This is a genomic window from Paraburkholderia sp. HD33-4 (assembly GCF_021390635.1).
Taxonomy (GTDB): domain Bacteria; phylum Pseudomonadota; class Gammaproteobacteria; order Burkholderiales; family Burkholderiaceae; genus Paraburkholderia.
Window position 1 is genome coordinate 2,938,717 of sequence record NZ_JAJEJS010000002.1, and the last position, 16,404, is coordinate 2,955,120.

The window sequence follows — 16,404 nt, forward strand, 5'->3', positions numbered from 1 at the left end:
CACACCGGCCCGGCCAGGCGTTGCCTTTTAGCGATCCAACGAGGCCTTCCGCTCGGACGGCTGGTGATCAACTGAATGCTGCCCGAGGACCTACAGGCAAATTTCGGCCATTGCCGCCGTTTGGGCGGGGCTATCGTTACGTCAGCAATGTGGCGGATTGCCGCCGAGATTTGACTGGGTAACCGAAAGGCCGCTTTCTCGATCAGCGAACTCACCTTCCCGACCCTCAAGGGACGTTCGAGCCAGCGCGAACAAGATGATCGCTTACTGGAAACAACAGCCATCCGCCACGCTATGTCGATCGCACAATATGCGAAAGCGCGAACGTCCTGAACGCGACCTGTGCAACGTCTGTCACTACACAGTCGACATCAGACTGATAATTTCCCGCAGGAGATAGTTCGCGGCCGGCCCAAGTCGTCGTCCGGCCCGCGTGATCACATAGCGATCAAACGTACGGGCGATCGGGTGATCGATCGGCACGGCCTTGACCTGTCCGGATGCAATCCTCTCCCGCGCTGCCCCGCGTGTCATGAAAGCAACCGCCAGGTTCTGTGCTGCAAGCGCCGCTGCCGTCGAAAACCGATCGCAACGGAATGCCGGCACGTATGTGCGCCCAATATCGGCGAGGATCGCGTTGACATGGGCCTGCAGGCCGAACTCTGCGGGCATGAAAACCAGACGTTCGTTGGCGAGTTCCTCCATCTTTGCCGATTTGCGCGACGACATCGGATGGTCGACCGAAAAGATCGCGCACAAAGGCTCGCTTTGAAACCTGCGCGCGTTCAATGTCGGGTCGGTCGAGGCGCCGATGGACACGCAAATATCGACCACATCCTCGCGGATCATCGAGATCAATTGGGGAAGCGGACCGGTGCGCAACTCCACGACGATGCTGGGGTATTTGTCGAGGAACGGCTTCAGCGCGACCTCAACCAGACTCGTCACGATTCCCTCACCTGCGGCAATTGTGACCTGCCCGCGCCGCAGGCTGCGGTATTCGTCGAGCTGTGCACGGAATCGGCGTGCATTGCGTTCGCAGTCGCGAAAATAGTCGACCGCCATCTGACCCGCTTCGGTCAACTCCATTCTTCGGCCGCGACGTGTCACGAGCGAAAGCCGAAGCTCGCGCTCGGCCAGCGCGACCTGCCGGCTAATCGTCGAAACGTTCACATCCAGGCCAAGCGCGGCCTGACGCATGCCGCCGTAGTTCGCTATCGCGACGAGGTACTGCAGTGTGCGCTCCGAGAAGCTCCGTTCGTAGGTTTCCAAAGCAGCTCCGCTGTTGCATTCGGTGCAACATTTTCGCAGCTCACCGAGCAACTTTCCATGCCGGTTTTCGCTGATACTGCGCGCAGAGCCGGTCAGGGATGCAGCCATCACCAGGCCGGGTGGAGACAAGAGTGACTTACAACTCAAGCGCATTGATGGAGGAGCATCATGAACGAAGCCAGTCAACTAGTCGGAGGCGCGGAGCAAAAGGGGCCGCCGTCCCATCTGGCGGGAGGCAAGGAGCCGATCAACCCTTATGTGCTGCTCTTCGTGATGCTGGCGGTGGCCGTGGCCGCCACTTGGGCCGTGCCACCGGGCGAGTTTTCCCGGACCGTTAGCAACGGTATCAGCTTTGTTGTTCCGAACAGCCTGAAACCGGTCACGCAGCGCGGTGTGATGCCTGGTGAAATATTTGTTGCACTGGCCCAAGGGATGATCACGTCTGCACCGATCATCTTTCTTATCCTGTTCACCGGCGGTTCGCTCGCGGTGCTGGAAGCGACCGGCGCCGTCCGCAGCATGCTCGCCATGGTCGCGCATCGCGAAGGGATGCGGGCACACGTCACCGTTATCGTCCTCTGCGTGATCTTTTCGCTGCTCGGCACATTTGGCGTGGTGACGAACTCGGTCGTGGCTTTCGTCCCGCTCGGACTGATGCTTGCGGAGTCGATGGGACTGTCGAAAGAGATCGGGGCCGGCCTGATCTATCTGGGCACGTATGCCGGCTTCAACACGGGCCTCCTCAACCCGGTGACGACCGGACTGTCACAACGCCTCGCTGGCCTGCCGATGTTTTCCGGCATGACGTTCAGGGTGTGCATCTACGTCGCCTTCCTGCTCGCTACGATTGCTTTTCTCGTTGTTCGGATCGGAGCATATCGGAAGAGTGGTTTGGCGGTATGCGCTCCGGCACCGGGCCAAGGCGTGACTCTGCGTTCCTCGTCTCAACGACGCCCCGACGCACGCCAATTGACTGTAGTCGGTATCGTGCTCGTCTGCCTGTCGGTCTTTGTCTATGGTTCAGCGACATGGCATTGGGCCGAGACCGAAATGATCGCGATGTTTCTCGTGATGGCGATTGCCACCGGGATCGTGAGTGGCATTCGCCCTGGCAAGCTTGCGGACACGTTGCTTTACGGTTGTAGCGGGCTCGTCAAGGGCGCGCTCGTCGTGGGTATGGCGCGGGCGATCTCGATCGTCCTGAGTGAAGGGAAGATTCTGGACCCGATCGTCAACATGCTGACCGGCTGGCTCGCCCCGCTCGATTCCACGTCAGCCGCGATCAGCATGTTCCTGAGCGCGGCATTGATTCACGTCGGAATCTCGTCCGGATCGGGCGAATCGGCCGCGCTCGTGCCGATCTTCGCACCGCTTGGTGACACGCTGCACCTGACCCGACAGGTAACGGTACAGGCGGTGCTGCTCGGCGAAGGTTTCATCAACTGCTTCAACCCGACTTCCGGTGTCCTGATGGCTGTCCTTGCGACATCTGGCATTCCCTATTTCAAGTGGATGCGTTTCATCTTGCCTTTGCTGATTGCCTGGTTGGTCATCTCGATCGCTGCCATTGCGGTGGGCGTCGCGATGCATTGGGGCCCATTCTAGTCAGCCGCTACCTTCTGGATCGAACATGCTATTACCTGACCTCACTTCCATCTCCGACCTGCAACCGCATGCCGACGAGATGCGCAAGCTCCGTTATACGCTGCATTGCTGCCCTGAACTGGCATTCGAGGAAGCACAGACTGCGCAGATCGTGGCAAGTCGCCTGAGGGAGTACGGTTACTCGGTCGAGACTGGCATTGCCGGCACCGGATTGGTCGGAACATTGCGACTGGGCTCGGGCAAACGTCGTATCGGAATCCGCGCCGATATGGACGGACTGCCGATCGAAGAGCTCAATACGTTCAGCCACAAGAGCCTCCACCCGGGGCGGATGCATGCGTGCGGTCACGACGGGCATACCGCAATGCTGCTCGGCGCAGCCCGACACCTCGCACAACGCGGGCGATTCGACGGCACCGTGCATCTGATCTTCCAACCGGCAGAGGAGCGCGGCTACGACAGCGGGGCCAAGAGAATGGTGGAGCAAGGGCTCTTCACGCGGTTCCCCTGTGACGCCGTGTTCGCCATGCACAACCATCCGGGCGCTCCAACGGGCACGTTCATGTTCCGCAAGGGAAACTTCATGGCGGCGGGCGACCGCGTCTTCGTGAAAATTGTGGGCAACGGTGGGCACGCTGCGCGTCCCCATCTGGCCAACGACCCGATCGTCGCGGCAGGCAGCATCGTGATGGCCTTGCAGACCATCGTGTCCCGCAACATCGATCCGACCCAATCCGCGGTCGTAACCATTGGAAAGATAGCAGGAGGAACAGCCCCCAATGTGATTCCGGGCGAGGTCGAGTTGAGCATCAGCGTTCGATCGTTCGACGCGGATGTCCGTAGGAAGCTGAAAGAAAGGATCACCAGGCTCGTGCATGCGCAGGCTGACAGTTATGGCCTCAGCGCAGTTGTCGACTATGTTGAAGGCTACCCGGTGGTGACGAATACCGACGCGGAAACAGAACTGGCGATAGAGGTCGCGAAAGAGCTGGTCGGCGAGGATCGGGTGACGGAACAGATGGACCCATTAATGGGCAGCGAGGACTTTGCGTACATGCTGCAGGCGTGTCCAGGAGCATTCCTACGGATCGGGAATGGCCCGACAGATGGCGGGAACACCCTGCATAGTGCAACCTACGACTTCAATGACGAGAACCTGGTCGTCGGCTCCGCCTTTTGGGCAAGACTGGTGGAACGTTATCTGCCGGTCCAATAGACGACTGATAGTGGCCGTCTCGAACCAGTCGTGCGGCGCGCCGTCCACGGCAGCACGCTGGTCGCCAAGCAACTGACCAGGCTCTCGTGACACACGAAACCCGCGCGATGGAAACATTGAGAAACGGGCTGAAGGCTCCCGGAAATACATGCCATTATGCAGTAAGCCACACATTCGCTGTCGCGGTGCGTTGGAGTCTTTGGGGGGCGACAATGATTTCGTCCGGTGTACCGACATTCATCTTGGCCGGTAGTGAGGAGTCGGAGGCGGCGTAGCCGCCGCAGACGACGAACTGCCGGCGGCGCCGGGTCGGCGAGGTCTAGGATGGCTGACTGAATCTAAAAAGAGGCGGTCAGCCCATGTCTGGAACCCGCATTACCGACCAACAGGTCCGCCTCTACATGAACCACCGCAAACTTCATCCACAGAAGCTCGCTGCAGCGAAGTCGGGCATAAGCGAGCGCACGGCGCGACGCGTCGAACGTGAAGCCGGACTACCGTCACAGCAGCCCCGGCGCTACTGGCGCTCGCGCCCTGATCCGTTCGCCGACGTGTGGGAGATCGAAGTCGTCCCATTGTTGCGCTCGTCGCCAAGGCTGAAGGCGATCACCCTGCTGCGCAAATTGCAGGAGGACCATCCCGAGCGCTTTCCCGACAGCATGCGTCGCACGTTTGAGCGGCATGTCAGCCAGTGGCGCGCGCTCGAAGGGCCGAACCAGGAAGTATTCTTCCCTCAAACGTATCAGCCGGGCGCGCGAGGCCTATCGGACTTCACACACATGGACAAGCTGTGTGTAACGATCGGCGGCGTCCCGTTTAACCACCTGCTTTATCACTTCGTGCTGGCGTTCTCGCGCTGGGAGTACGCCAGTGTGGTCGATGGCGGGGAGAGCTTCCAGGCGCTCGCAACGGGATTGCAGAATGCGCTGTGGCAGGCCGGCGGCTGCCCGCGCGAACACCGCTCCGACAGTCTGTCGGCAGCCTTCAGAAACCTGCAGGAAGAGGAAGACTTCACGGTTCGCTATGCGGCACTGCTCGAACATTACGGGATGGAAGGCACGCGCAACAACCGTGGCATGGGTCATGAGAATGGCAGCGTCGAATCCTCGCATCGCTATCTGAAGGATCAGGTCGATCAGGCTCTGGAGTTGCGCGGTCACCGCGATTTCGCGGACCGGGCCGCGTACGACGAGTTCGTGCGCGGGGTGGTGATGCGCCGCAACCGGCGCAATGCTGCAGCGTTCCAGATCGAGCGCGAACACCTGCTGGATCTGCCTGAGCACCGTACCACCGACTTCGCCGAGGAGGAAGCACGCGTGACACGCTGCGGCACGTTCACCGTGCGTTGCGTCCTGTACAGCGCCCCGTCGCGGCTGATCGGTCATCGCCTGAAGGTACGCCTCTACAGTGACCGGCTCGATTGCTATCTGTCCGGCGCGCTCGTGCACAGCACGGCGAGAGCCACGCACACGAGCAAACGGCGCGGTCGCGGCATCGACTACCGGCACTTCATCGACTCGCTCAAACGCAAGCCGCAGGCCTTCAGGGGTCTCGCGTTCCGTGACGATCTGTTTCCGCGTGAGGCCTACCGACGGACCTGGGAGCGCCTGGAGGAGGCGCTGACGCCGCGCAGCGCATGCAAGACCATCGTGGGCTTGCTTGAGCTGGCAGGAAACCACGGCGTCGAGGCGCAACTGGCGCAGAGACTCGACGCATTGCTGGAACTCGGTGAACTGCCCGATCTGAAGGCGCTGTTCGCTGAGTTCGCGCCGCGCCAGGCCGAGTGTCCGGTGGTTGTCGTCGAGATGCCGTCCGCCGCGCTCTATGACACGTTGCTCGATGAGGAGGTGCTCGCATGAACACCGCCTACGATGCTGGCCGTATCGCGCTGATGCTCAACGAATTGCGCCTGCCAACGATCAGTCGATTATGGCCGGACTTCGCTGAACGCTCGGACAAGGAAAGCTGGCAGGCGTCCCGGTTACTCGGCGCATTGCTCGAACATGAACTCGCCGAGCGGGCCAAACGAAGAATCGAGCGTCACCGTACCGAGTCACATCTGGATCTGACCAAGACGCTCGCCACCTTCGACTTCGGCGTTGTGCCGATGGTCTCGAAGGCGCATGTGATGGCGCTGGCCACCGGCGATTCGTGGCTTGAGAAAGGCGCCACGATCCTGATGTTCGGTCCACCCGGGCACGAGACATAATGCTCACCTCCCTATGTCATTGAAGATCAATGGATAATTGATTTGAGTTATCTGATTGCGGACGGTCCGCAGCTCGTCGCTCCAGATAATTGTCGACGTCCACCTGCTGGATGATCCATGGCGCACCCAGACAAGCCTGTGACGCCGGCAACCTCCCGACTCGAATCAGGCGGATGACGGTTGGCGCACTGATACCCAGCAGGGTGGCTACTTCTGTAACCGTCAGTTCGCGGCGCTCCTGCCGTTCGCCTTCGCGATATGCAGGGATTCGATGGTCCTTCCGCAGCGTGCAGATTCGCGCGGCGGTCCAGGTGTGGCCCTTCGCCGTCCGTTTGCCTAGTCGATTGATGACCGCCGCTACGCCTTGATCTGCCAACGTTCTCGCCAACGCGCGAACGATGTCTATCGTTGCGACATCGGTGGCCCAGCGATGCTCACCTGTGTGGTTCTTCTCGAACACGATCTCGGTGTGATCGCCTCCTTGCCAATGCACGAGTGCACGAATCGTGTCGTCCTGCTTTGTGGCAACGATCTCCTTGACGACCGTCCTAAGAATGCGTTTCTTGATCTCGACCGAACTGGCCGGGTGGTGCCATAGCCGGGGCAGGTCTTCACCGAGTCGCAGAAGTTCATCACGCGCGCCCGCACTCAGCGCCCTCGATGACTGTTCGCGCAGGAGGTCGAGTTCGGTCTGTATTTGCACCTGCGTCTTCAGCGTTTCATTCCACCGTCGCTCAAGTTCCGCCGCAACCAGCCGGTTCTCAGGATCAATCGCATCGTATTGCCGACGTGCTCGCGCAGCTTCATACCGCGCCTGTTCAAGTGCCAGCTCCTTGTGCCGCACGCGTTCGTCCTGCTCTGTTCGTGTACGTTCAATGGCCTCGAGTGATGCACGAATACCTAACGGTTGAAGTTGGCGCAAAACTTCTTCAGTAACGCGTTGATCAACACGAACCGCACCAAACGAAATGCAGCGAGGGCCACCATGATTGATCATGCTGCCCTGACAGTTGTACCGCGCGACGGTGCCTTTGGTGCCGGAATACGCAACGTGCAGCTTGCGCCCGCAGTGACCGCAACGAAGCAGTCCCGCCAGAAGCGAGCTCCCGCGCTTGACAGCGCCGCGGACCATGCTGCCCTTCATGTTCGCGTTATTGGTAATCAATTTGCGGTTCGCCTCGTACTCGTCCCAGCTAATGTAGCCCGCGTGGTGCTCGATGATCAAGGCCTGCCATTCCTCGCGCTGAAGGGGGTTGCCCGCAAACACTCGCTTGCGTCCGTTCACAATGCGAGCAATAGTCCGGGTCTTGCCAAACGCGTATGCGCCGCCATAAGTCGGATTCGTCAGGATGTGCAGAAGGGTGTTATAGACGGGAAGCTTCCATACAATGTGGCGACCGTCCGGGCCGTAGTTCACCGCGGGTAGCTCAATGCATTCCTGTCGAATCCATAGGAGGACCTGCCTGACGCTACCAAACTCGCGAAACTTCCGGAACGCCAGATCGAGCGCTTCCCGGACGCGGGTATCAGGATCCTTCTCGATACGATTTCCTTGTGCACGCACATAACCGATTGGCACCGACGTGAACAGTTCACCGCGTTTGGCTTTCTGATCAAGAGCCGCCTGTGAGCGTTGGCGAAACGTCGAAAGCTCCATCTCGGAAAGCGTGCCCTTCATGCCTAACAGGAGGCGATCGTTAGGCTGTCTCGGATCGTAAATTCCATCTTCGTCAATCAGCAGGCATCCTACAAGACGGCAGAATTCCAGAAGCGTGTGCCAGTCACGACCATTGCGCGCAAGACGCGAGGCTTCGATGCAGAATACGGCACCCACTTCGCCGCTGCACAGTGCCACCAATAGGCGCTCGAATCCGGGACGATGATTGCCAGAGCCGGAGCGACCCAGGTCGTCATCGATAACCGTCGCATCTGGCCAGCCAAGTCCGCGTGCGCGATCGGCAAGCCCGTATTGGCGCAACTGGCTCTCGCGATTGTGGTGGACCTGATCCAGCGTTGACTGACGGACGTACACGTATGCACGACGGGAAAGGTGTTCAGCGCCGATCTTGCTCATCACGCGCCTCCGCTTCGATGACGTCGATCAACGCGAACATCAGCAGCGCCAGTTGCGTCACCAGCTCGGCTTGCATCTCCTCTGATACTAACGCCTCCGGCACAGTTTCCTCGAACAGATCCTTCTGCCTCGTCATCTGGTTGCGCATCTTTGCCTCCCTCAGGTGTTACCGCCGCAAAGCACGATAACGCCGTGTCGACCAGGCGCAGAAGTTCGATCAGCACCGCATGAGGCAACTCCGGCTGGACGACGACAGACATGCGGGCAGCATCCTCGCCTGCCATCCACGGCGGAAGATGCGTCAGAGTGCCATCGGGCTGCCTGATAGTCAGATACGACTCGCCCCGGTAATTGTTCATCCCGATGACGGTTATCCGTTCACCGCAGCGAGGGTGAAACGGATAGCGGATGATCACATCATCGCAATGATGATGGGCAGTGTGTAGTGGGTTCGCCCGGCAGCGGGAAAAGTCACTTGGGGTCCGCCATCGGCCATGCGTTAATCGACGCCGGCTATCGCGTATTGTTCACGCGCACCGGCGAAATCGTGCAGAAGCTCCAGGTCGCGCGCCAGAGTCTGCAGCTGCCTTCGGCGCTGGCGAAGCTTGACCGGTTCGACCTGATCATCCTCGATGATCTGTCGTACGTGAGGAAAGACCAGGCCGAAACCAGCGTGCTGTTCGAGTTGATCGCCGAGAGGTATGAGCGGAAAAGTCTTCTGATAACGGCCAACCAGCCGTTCTCCGGCTGGAACGACGTCTTCCCGGACCCCGGCATGACGGTGGCCGCCATCGACCGGCTCGTCCATCACTCGACCATCTTTGAGCTGAATGTCGAAAGCTATCGGCGCCGCACAGCCAGCGACAAACAGAAAGAGCGCCGCCGTCAATTACCCACTGACACCCCGAACGGAGCGACAACCATGACCCCCTGACGCAGCGACAATCACCTCGGCCGACCGGCCAAGATGTTTGTCGGTAAACCGGACTTCCTGCTTGACGCTATCCAGGAGTCTTCAAGGGCAGCTTGCCGGCGAGGTGGCTGAACGCGTACTTCCGGCCCACAAGCAGTCACCGAACAGTCCAACAATCCAGCCGCTTGAAGGTCTCCTGACCATCCATGGGGTGACAGCCGGCAAACACCACCCGCGCGTTCGGTGCGCACCATCTGGCAAACGCGCCTGTTCAAGATGTCTTGCCCGGGCGCTTACCCGTCTTCTCAAGGTAGAAGTTGAAGGCCGTCTGTAGGACCGTTCCTGCATCGAGTACGCATTGCGATTGGTCGGCAACTGTGCAGAACGCGATGCCGCTACCGAGATAACCGCCGAACCGCAAGCTCTTATCATTGAAAAGAACTTGTAGAGTCATCACAATGATCCCCTGTGACAGGGCTGTATGGGACAGGAGGACACTGATAAAGGGGCGGTGTCCGGGGGCCACCGGTGCGCTACGGACGATGGAGTACATCGGATTGGTCGATGCATCGATGCATCAGCGATAACGCGATCCGTGATCTGCCGGTCGAGATTGCTGTAATGAAGGCCGTGGCCATTGATCACTACGGGCATGCCATAGAAGACGCGAGCCCCAAAAGAAACGCTATCGTTAGCTTGCGGATTTTCATTGACACCCTCGATGCCGTGTGAGCGGCTGGAGTCTACTATGCCGACTTGGACACCTACCGCCTCTCGGTTTCTAGACCTCTGCCGCCACCGTTGCCGGGGCATCCGCGCCGATGGTGCGCGTTCAATGGAACAGCTCAGATGAAGTCAGGGAGCGACGACCATATCCTCCCGCCGCGAGCACGCGCCCGTCTGGGAGCAGTGTAGTGTGGGTCGACATCGCGCACTGAGTATCTATTGCCACCACAAGTCGCGATCTGCGTCCTCGTATCAGTGGAAAAGTTCGGCGTGAGCGAATATTCCGCGACCGACTCCCCCGGCTATGAGCACGCTACCGTCAGCTAGCAGCGTCGCCGTATGCTGCTCGCGCGCCAGGCTCATGCTGGCTGTCGGCGTCCAGGTGCCCGTAGTGGGATCGTAGAGCTCATCAGAGTAAAGATCGCTCCCGGCTGCCAGCCCGGCAGCGGCAAGCACCTGGCCATTGGGCAGCAACGTGGCAGTCAGGAAGTCGCGCGCATGGATCAGGCTGCCGGTCGGTGTCCATGTGCCTGTGGCGGTGTTGTATCGTTCGGCTGACGACAGCTCGGTGTTTCCGTCGGTTCCCGCTATCGCCAGCATCGTTCTGTCAAGTAGCAACGCGGTGGCGAAGTCGGTGCGCACCTGACTCATGCTACCCGTGGGCGACCAGGTCCCGGTTGCCGGATTGTAGAGTTCCGCCGAAGAAAGGATGCCTGAATCGCTCGTCCCGCCCACGACGAGGACGAGGCCGTTGGCCAACAGCGTGGCAGTATGGGAAAAGCGCGCTTGTGCCATGCTGCCTGTTGACGACCAGTTTCCCGTCGCCGGGTTGTACAACTCGGCCGACGACAGGGCGCCTCCCTTACCCTCGCCGCCCGCTACGAGCACGAGGCCGTTGGGTAATAGCGTGGCCGTGTGCAAATCACGTGCATCGCTCATGCTGCCGGTGGACGACCAGCTCGCCGAGGTCGGATCGTACAACTCCGCCGACGACTGTTCACTGCCCACGCCTGTTTTGAAGCCACCCGCCACTAGCACGCGGCCGTCGGCGAGCAGCGTCGCCGAGTGGGATTGGCGCGCCTGCCTCAGGGCGCCGGTCGATGTCCAGGTGTTGGCAACCGGATCGTATAGTTCGGCGGAGGCAGTGGCCTGCTTTCTCACTCCCCCAGCGACGAGAACCTGGCCATTGGGCAGGAGTGTGGCCGTGTGCCGGAACCGTGCCTGATTCATTGAGCTAGCAGCTGTCCACGCTCCCGTCACCGGCTCGTCGACGCCGATGACGATCTGCACCGTGACGCTGCCCGCGCTGTTGCTGCCGGTAATCGTATAGGTCGTCGGCGGCTGCGCCGCGGTCGGCGTCCCGCTGATCGCGCCCGTCTGCGGATTCAGGCTTAATCCGGCGGGTAACGCTGGCGACACGGAGAACAAGGTGATCTCGTCGCCAGTAGACAGTGGCTCGTCGTAGGAGATTGGGTGACCTACGACATACACGGGAGCCACGTCCCAATAGCTTAGGCTCGCCGGCGGCTGAGTTACAGCGTGCACCTCGATCGTGAGCTGGGTCTCGAGAGAATCGACGCTTTTGCTGCCGGTTACCGTGTAGACGGCCGGTGGGCTTACCGCCGTGGGTGTGCCGGAAATGATACCTGTGTGCGGATCGAACTGAAGCCCCGCGGGCAGGGCCGGCGAGATGCTGTAAAGGGTGATTTCTCCGCCGGTAGCGATCGGTGTGTTGGGAATGATCGGTGCGTTGGTCGTATAGATCACAGCGGCGTTCAAGTAGCTCAGGCTTTCCGGGGCGACCGCTTCGGGCTTGACCTCGATCTCGACCCTGATGGACTCGCTACCCGCCGCATTGCTGGCGGCGATCGTATAAATGGTGTCGGGAGAAACGCCGTTTGGCGTGCCGCTGATTGCGCAGGTCTGCGGGTTGAGCGATAGCCCCGCGGGCAGAGGCGGCGACACGCTGCACTGCATGATGGGGCCGCTGCTGCTGCCGCTGCTAATACCGCTGAGCGTATTGGGAATGATTTCAGTGCCTTGCGCATAGACAACTGCTACATCGCGTTCGGTTAACCCGGCCGGCGCCACCAAGGCCGTGCCGTTGCCGAGACCGTTACCGCTATCTTGGCAACCCGCCGCCAGTATCGCGGCAAGCAGAAGCACGCAGGTCACCACTCGTCTGACAAGCATGGATTCGACCCTCGCTCACCTTTATCAGCTTAGGTCACGTGGCGAAAAAATCAGACAAAATTGCGGCGAGCGCTTGATGGCTTATTTGTCTTCTCTTCGCGCCGTCCACTGTGGATGCTCAACTTTTTCTGATTCTGAACGGACTATCCCCGCTTGCCTCGGTTTCATTGGCTACTTAAGAGATTCCGCGCTGGCTGCGCGGATACCCTGTTGTTAGGAAACAAATTGAAGGGCGGTTGTACCTTGCAAGCGGCCATCGCAAGCGCTAGGTGACGACCGACCGTTGAGGGTCCGTGACATTCGAATTCCGAAGAACAGTCCGCGAGCGGCTTCCGACTTGCCAGGCAGACCCTTGCCGGACATTCCTACGCGAAAGCGACCCCGACTCCGTATCTGAACCGAGCGCGACAGCCGGTAACGTTCAAAAAAAATCGGCCCGCTAAGGGCCGACAAACACGCTTATCCACACTCGGAAACGCTGTCCGCGTCCCGCGATTATTAGAGCCGGCGAACCCGAAAATTGCAAGCACCCCCCCCAATTGATGCGCCGCACATAGCGGCGTGCGGTGGACTGGCGGAATTTCACTACTCGCGGTGCGTGACGCAGAAGGGACGCGCTGCCTACACTTTGTTTGCTGGGTGCGTGTGTGTTCCCGGCAAGTCGGGTAGTCCACTTGAACGGCGCACCGTCGACTGGGCGCCATTTTTTGGGCCCAGCTTCCTGACGTCCCGCATGTCCGTGCGGAAAAGCTCGCGCTGAAGTCGCTGGAATCCCTTGTGGTATCAACACGCTACCCGCATCTCACGAGCGGTTCTAGCTCGCCACGTCGATGTCTGTCCGTCACCGAGTGAAGGGCAGGATTCCAGCATGTCACTCTGTGTGTTTCTGAGCCAACTCTTCGGCCACGTAGAGGCCATCTTCCATCGCAGTATTTTCCGTCTCGTAGGCGATTCCAGGCTGGTAGCGCCTTTCACAGGGAACGTCTCCAGAACGGTCAATATGAACGATCTCGAACGTGTATCGTCCCTCCGCCACGCCGATGGTAGGGACTCGGTATGTGTGGCTGCCTCTGACAACTGTACTGCCCGACATCCCTTTCTCCGGTTCATAGGTTGAGGCTGACATATTAACCACCTGCAACATGCGGACGCAGAAAGGGCTCCTGGGGCACCCAGACGTGGTGAGCCGAGCCGCAGAGAAACGATCGGGCAATAAAAACCCGCTCGAAGGCGGGTTTGATGGTGCGACGGATGGCTTGCGGAAATCGCGCCGACCATGTCCTCAGAATGTCCTGATTCAAATAAACATGTTCTGCTCAAAACTGCCCGATTCCTGCAAAGCCCAGCTGCTGTTGGTTGCGATCTGGTCGCGCGAACTGGGCAATATCCGTAAAGCGGGCTCGTGGACGGAAAAAACGCGGCGCACAAAGTGCATTCGTCGAAATGGCGACCCGTGGGGCGGTCTGCAGACCACGCTCCAAGGTATCAGCGCTGCAATGCGACGCGGCTTGCTGCGCGCTAAGCTGAGGAGGCCCGTAGTGGCTCCGGCGCGCTTCTCACTTGGGTTGAGACTGCTTGCACTCCGTTTCGAACCAATGGTCGACCAGGCGCTGCGCGGCGTGTAGATCCGCGGGGTAGTCTGGATCGTCGTGCCATGGCGATGGGTTGTAGCCCGCTTTGCTCAGAGCCGAAAGCTCGCTTCGATGTTGTGACCTTGTCCGAGGTGCGCTGCTTTTAGTCGCAGCCAGGTCATGGCACTCGGTCGCGGTCAGATGTGGCCCCCTGTGTGGTGCGCTGGCGGCGGCATAGCCAGTCAGAAGGAGCGCCAACGCAGCAAGCGTCGAGCAGCTTTTCATAAGCTTTTCCATAGCGCATCTCCATGGGTCCGATTGGCGCCGCGCAGGCGGCGCGACGCCGCCGGTCGCTCGTAACTTCCTCGCTTATTTTGCGTTAGTCCAGTCACCGGAACAGGCTTGCTATTGATCCTCCGGCTATAAGTTGTGTGCGCTTCCGTCGACAACAGTTAGTCTAGGTGCCCTGGCGAGTAGTCGAATCGCTGCTGCAGCGAGCGTCTTCGATGACCTGGATGAGTGCCTCGCAAGAGAACGGCTTCTGCAGACAGGCATCGAAGAGCAAGGCGATGTCTCCCTGACTGTCAGCGTCTCCCGTGATCGAGACGAGAAAAGCCCCGGAGCGAATCGGCGTTTCCCTCAGCGACCGTGCGACAGCGCTGCCTTTTATGTCGGGCAGGTTCTCGTCAAGGAAAGTAATTTCAAAAGCGCTTGTATGAAGGAGCCTGAGCGCAGTTTTTCCATCGTAGGCCACAGCAGCATGGTGGCCATAGCAGTCCAGCAGGAAAGCGAGACTGTCCGCGACAGACTCATTGTCGTCAACGACGAGGGCCTTCATTCAATATTTCCTATTACGAGAAGTTCGCGGCGCTGCCAAGAATTGTTCTTATGTAATATGTATTATTAAATGATGGTGGCGTTGCCAAGTGATGAGCATTTGCATGGGTTGATAATTCAACTGTACAGAATGATGAAAGCAATTTGTATGCGTCAGGGCGTCGCCAATGCTCGTTTAATTCGCGCGGTCCAGACGGTCGGTCAACTATGCCGAGTAAAGTGAGGCGCTTCCGGAAAAGGCTGACCATGCGTCCGCAATCGTGGGGAGATGCCGCGGCTGTTGTACTCCCGCAAGCAGCCATTGATATCCCGACAACCTGAGGCGGCCGAGGTGGGTCGAAAGTTCGCATTCGCTGGCTATAAACGTGACGTTCGAGATTGGCGCGGTCCGAACGGCAGAAGAGCAACCTGGACCCGCCTCACGAGCGGAGAGGTCTGAGCGGCAGCAATGGCCGAAATTTACCTGTAGTTCATCGAGCAGCATTCGGTCGCGGACCGGCCGCCCGGGTTTAGTCTTCGTAAGATCGATGAAAGGCAATTCCTGGCCGGGCCGTGTGTGAACCGTGGGCAGATCCGATCAGAGGGGGTACCAAGGTCGGGTACCCTGTGGGAGATTGTGATGAAACCCGAACAATCCCGTGAGGCATGGAACAAGGGCAAGTTGGTCGGCCAGAAGCCGCCGCTGAGGCCCAAAGACGTCTGGGCCATCCGCATCTACCTTCAGAACGCGCATGTTGTCCGCGATCTCGCCCTGTTCAACCTTGCAATCGACAACAAACTGCGTGGTTGTGATCTTGTGAGGCCGCGGGCGCAAGTCATCCAGCGAAAGACGCAGCGCCCTGTCCAGTTTGAATTGACCGAGTCGACCCGGAAGGCGGTCGGCGCGTGGCTTGAGAAGACTGGCCTGAAGTCGGAGCAGTACCTGTTCCCAAGTCGACTATTGGCAGTCCCCGCATCTTTCGACTCGGCAATATGCCCGGATCATACGTCGACGGGCGGATGCAGCGGAGCTAGATCCGACTGCGTACGGCACGCACTCGATGCGCCGAACCAAAGGCTACTTTGATTTACAAACGCACCAAGAACCTCAGGGCGGTGCAGTTGCTGCTCGGCCATAGCAAGATTGAGAGCACAATCAGGTACCTGGGCATCGAAGTCGACGACGCACTTGAGATTTCGGAGCAGACCGAAATTTAGCGCAGCTGGTTCTGGCCGCGCGAAACGATGCTACATCGGGATTCGTGCGGCCGCACTCCAGCGCGGTTGTCACGGGACAGAACCGGCGGACCTGAGCCGGCGTCGCTGTTGCAGGACAACCATCCTCAAGACCGCTTCGGTGCAGAAAGCTGCCGGATAGCCTATGCGTTCGACTCGGCCATTGCCGCCATTCGATCCTCTTCGATCGTGAGGCAGCTTCAGGTCGCTCTTCCGCCCTTCGGATCTCTACAACCGAGAATGTCGCGCTCGCTGTCCGCGAAGGCGTTCTCCCGACCCACTATGGCCACGCGTGCGGATGCAAGGTTAATGGTGGCTTTTCGAGATGCTTCGGCCATCCAGCACGCATTCTGTCCGGCGTTCGATCGCGGTGGCGTTCGGCAAATCTTGAGTGGTGAGAAAACGAGGGCGTGGAACATTAAGGCGCTACGGAACAACATTTCGCTCACCGTCGGCTCGATGATGACCGAAGGTCGCGCTCAATCGCATCGGCAATAGTCTGCCGATGGATTTAGGGGTTCTAAGAAACCGCGCGCATGGCTTCATGCCGACCCTCGCATGACTGACCAAAGG

At 59.6% G+C, this 16,404-nt stretch carries 11 protein-coding genes and 3 pseudogenes; 7 read left to right on the forward strand and 7 right to left on the reverse strand.

Annotation, left to right across the window (positions count from 1 at the left end; genetic code table 11):
* Nucleotides 1–357: 357 nt before the first annotated feature.
* Complete coding sequence (locus tag L0U84_RS33220) at nucleotides 358–1,380, reverse strand: LysR family transcriptional regulator (protein ID WP_233856266.1); 1,023 nt, start codon at nucleotides 1,378–1,380, stop codon at nucleotides 358–360.
* 60 nt (nucleotides 1,381–1,440) lie between these two features.
* Between L0U84_RS33220 and L0U84_RS33225 the strand changes: the two genes are divergently transcribed.
* From L0U84_RS33225 to L0U84_RS33240, 4 genes and pseudogenes are all read left to right on the forward strand, one after another.
* Complete coding sequence (locus L0U84_RS33225; RefSeq protein ID WP_233856267.1) at nucleotides 1,441–2,877, forward strand: YfcC family protein; 1,437 nt, start codon at nucleotides 1,441–1,443, stop codon at nucleotides 2,875–2,877.
* A gap of 25 nt (nucleotides 2,878–2,902) precedes the next feature.
* The gene (locus L0U84_RS33230) at nucleotides 2,903–4,093 is read left to right on the forward strand and encodes a M20 aminoacylase family protein (protein WP_233856268.1); all 1,191 of its coding nucleotides are present in this window, start codon (nucleotides 2,903–2,905) and stop codon (nucleotides 4,091–4,093) included.
* A 359-nt stretch (nucleotides 4,094–4,452) separates the two neighbouring features.
* On the forward strand, nucleotides 4,453–5,952 hold the full coding sequence (gene istA / locus L0U84_RS33235) for an IS21 family transposase (protein ID WP_233856269.1): 1,500 nt from the start codon (nucleotides 4,453–4,455) through the stop codon (nucleotides 5,950–5,952).
* Nucleotides 5,949–6,290 (forward strand): annotated as a pseudogene (locus tag L0U84_RS33240) (ATP-binding protein); the annotation flags it as partial. The gene istA and the pseudogene L0U84_RS33240, both read left to right, overlap by 4 nt.
* A 28-nt stretch (nucleotides 6,291–6,318) precedes the next feature.
* On the opposite strand, the gene L0U84_RS33245 reads toward L0U84_RS33240, so the two are convergent.
* Both L0U84_RS33245 and L0U84_RS33250 read right to left on the reverse strand, forming a co-directional pair.
* Entirely contained in the window at nucleotides 6,319–8,376 is a 2,058-nt protein-coding gene (locus L0U84_RS33245) for a recombinase family protein (protein WP_233845960.1), read from the reverse strand.
* Complete coding sequence (locus L0U84_RS33250; protein ID WP_011493047.1) at nucleotides 8,357–8,524, reverse strand: hypothetical protein; 168 nt, start codon at nucleotides 8,522–8,524, stop codon at nucleotides 8,357–8,359. The genes L0U84_RS33245 and L0U84_RS33250 overlap by 20 nt, the downstream gene beginning before the upstream one ends.
* A 300-nt stretch (nucleotides 8,525–8,824) precedes the next feature.
* Here L0U84_RS33250 and L0U84_RS33255 point away from each other — a divergent pair.
* Nucleotides 8,825–9,310, forward strand: a pseudogene (locus L0U84_RS33255) (ATP-binding protein); the annotation flags it as partial.
* A 250-nt stretch (nucleotides 9,311–9,560) separates the two neighbouring features.
* On the opposite strand, the gene L0U84_RS33260 reads toward L0U84_RS33255, so the two are convergent.
* Entirely contained in the window at nucleotides 9,561–9,842 is a 282-nt protein-coding gene (locus L0U84_RS33260; protein ID WP_233856270.1) for a hypothetical protein, read from the reverse strand.
* A gap of 425 nt (nucleotides 9,843–10,267) precedes the next feature.
* Nucleotides 10,268–12,181 carry a kelch repeat-containing protein gene (locus tag L0U84_RS33265; protein ID WP_233856271.1) on the reverse strand — a complete coding sequence of 638 codons (1,914 nt, stop codon included), beginning with the start codon at nucleotides 12,179–12,181 and terminating at the stop codon, nucleotides 10,268–10,270.
* A 1,169-nt stretch (nucleotides 12,182–13,350) separates the two neighbouring features.
* Here L0U84_RS33265 and L0U84_RS33270 point away from each other — a divergent pair.
* Nucleotides 13,351–13,833 (forward strand): hypothetical protein, encoded by a 483-nt coding sequence (locus tag L0U84_RS33270; protein WP_233856951.1) that lies wholly within the window; start codon nucleotides 13,351–13,353, stop codon nucleotides 13,831–13,833.
* Here L0U84_RS33270 and L0U84_RS33275 read toward each other — a convergent pair.
* Entirely contained in the window at nucleotides 13,765–14,076 is a 312-nt protein-coding gene (locus L0U84_RS33275) for a DUF4148 domain-containing protein (protein ID WP_233856272.1), read from the reverse strand. The two genes, L0U84_RS33270 and L0U84_RS33275, sit on opposite strands and share 69 nt — an antisense overlap.
* A 160-nt stretch (nucleotides 14,077–14,236) precedes the next feature.
* Nucleotides 14,237–14,617 carry a response regulator gene (locus L0U84_RS33280; protein ID WP_233856273.1) on the reverse strand — a complete coding sequence of 127 codons (381 nt, stop codon included), beginning with the start codon at nucleotides 14,615–14,617 and terminating at the stop codon, nucleotides 14,237–14,239.
* 618 nt (nucleotides 14,618–15,235) lie between these two features.
* Between L0U84_RS33280 and L0U84_RS33285 the strand changes: the two are divergent.
* A pseudogene (locus L0U84_RS33285) lies at nucleotides 15,236–15,813 on the forward strand (tyrosine-type recombinase/integrase).
* Nucleotides 15,814–16,404 lie beyond the last annotated feature (591 nt).

Coding starts and splice junctions, on each gene's coding strand:
- L0U84_RS33270 (WP_233856951.1), top strand. CDS start 13,351: ATGCGGACGCAGAAAGGGCTCCTGGGGCACCCAGACGTGGTGAGCCGA.
- L0U84_RS33275 (WP_233856272.1), bottom strand. CDS start 14,076: ATGGAAAAGCTTATGAAAAGCTGCTCGACGCTTGCTGCGTTGGCGCTC.
- L0U84_RS33220 (WP_233856266.1), bottom strand. CDS start 1,380: ATGGCTGCATCCCTGACCGGCTCTGCGCGCAGTATCAGCGAAAACCGG.
- L0U84_RS33260 (WP_233856270.1), bottom strand. CDS start 9,842: ATGTACTCCATCGTCCGTAGCGCACCGGTGGCCCCCGGACACCGCCCC.
- L0U84_RS33230 (WP_233856268.1), top strand. CDS start 2,903: ATGCTATTACCTGACCTCACTTCCATCTCCGACCTGCAACCGCATGCC.
- L0U84_RS33250 (WP_011493047.1), bottom strand. CDS start 8,524: ATGCGCAACCAGATGACGAGGCAGAAGGATCTGTTCGAGGAAACTGTG.
- L0U84_RS33245 (WP_233845960.1), bottom strand. CDS start 8,376: ATGAGCAAGATCGGCGCTGAACACCTTTCCCGTCGTGCATACGTGTAC.
- L0U84_RS33225 (WP_233856267.1), top strand. CDS start 1,441: ATGAACGAAGCCAGTCAACTAGTCGGAGGCGCGGAGCAAAAGGGGCCG.
- istA (WP_233856269.1), top strand. CDS start 4,453: ATGTCTGGAACCCGCATTACCGACCAACAGGTCCGCCTCTACATGAAC.
- L0U84_RS33280 (WP_233856273.1), bottom strand. CDS start 14,617: ATGAAGGCCCTCGTCGTTGACGACAATGAGTCTGTCGCGGACAGTCTC.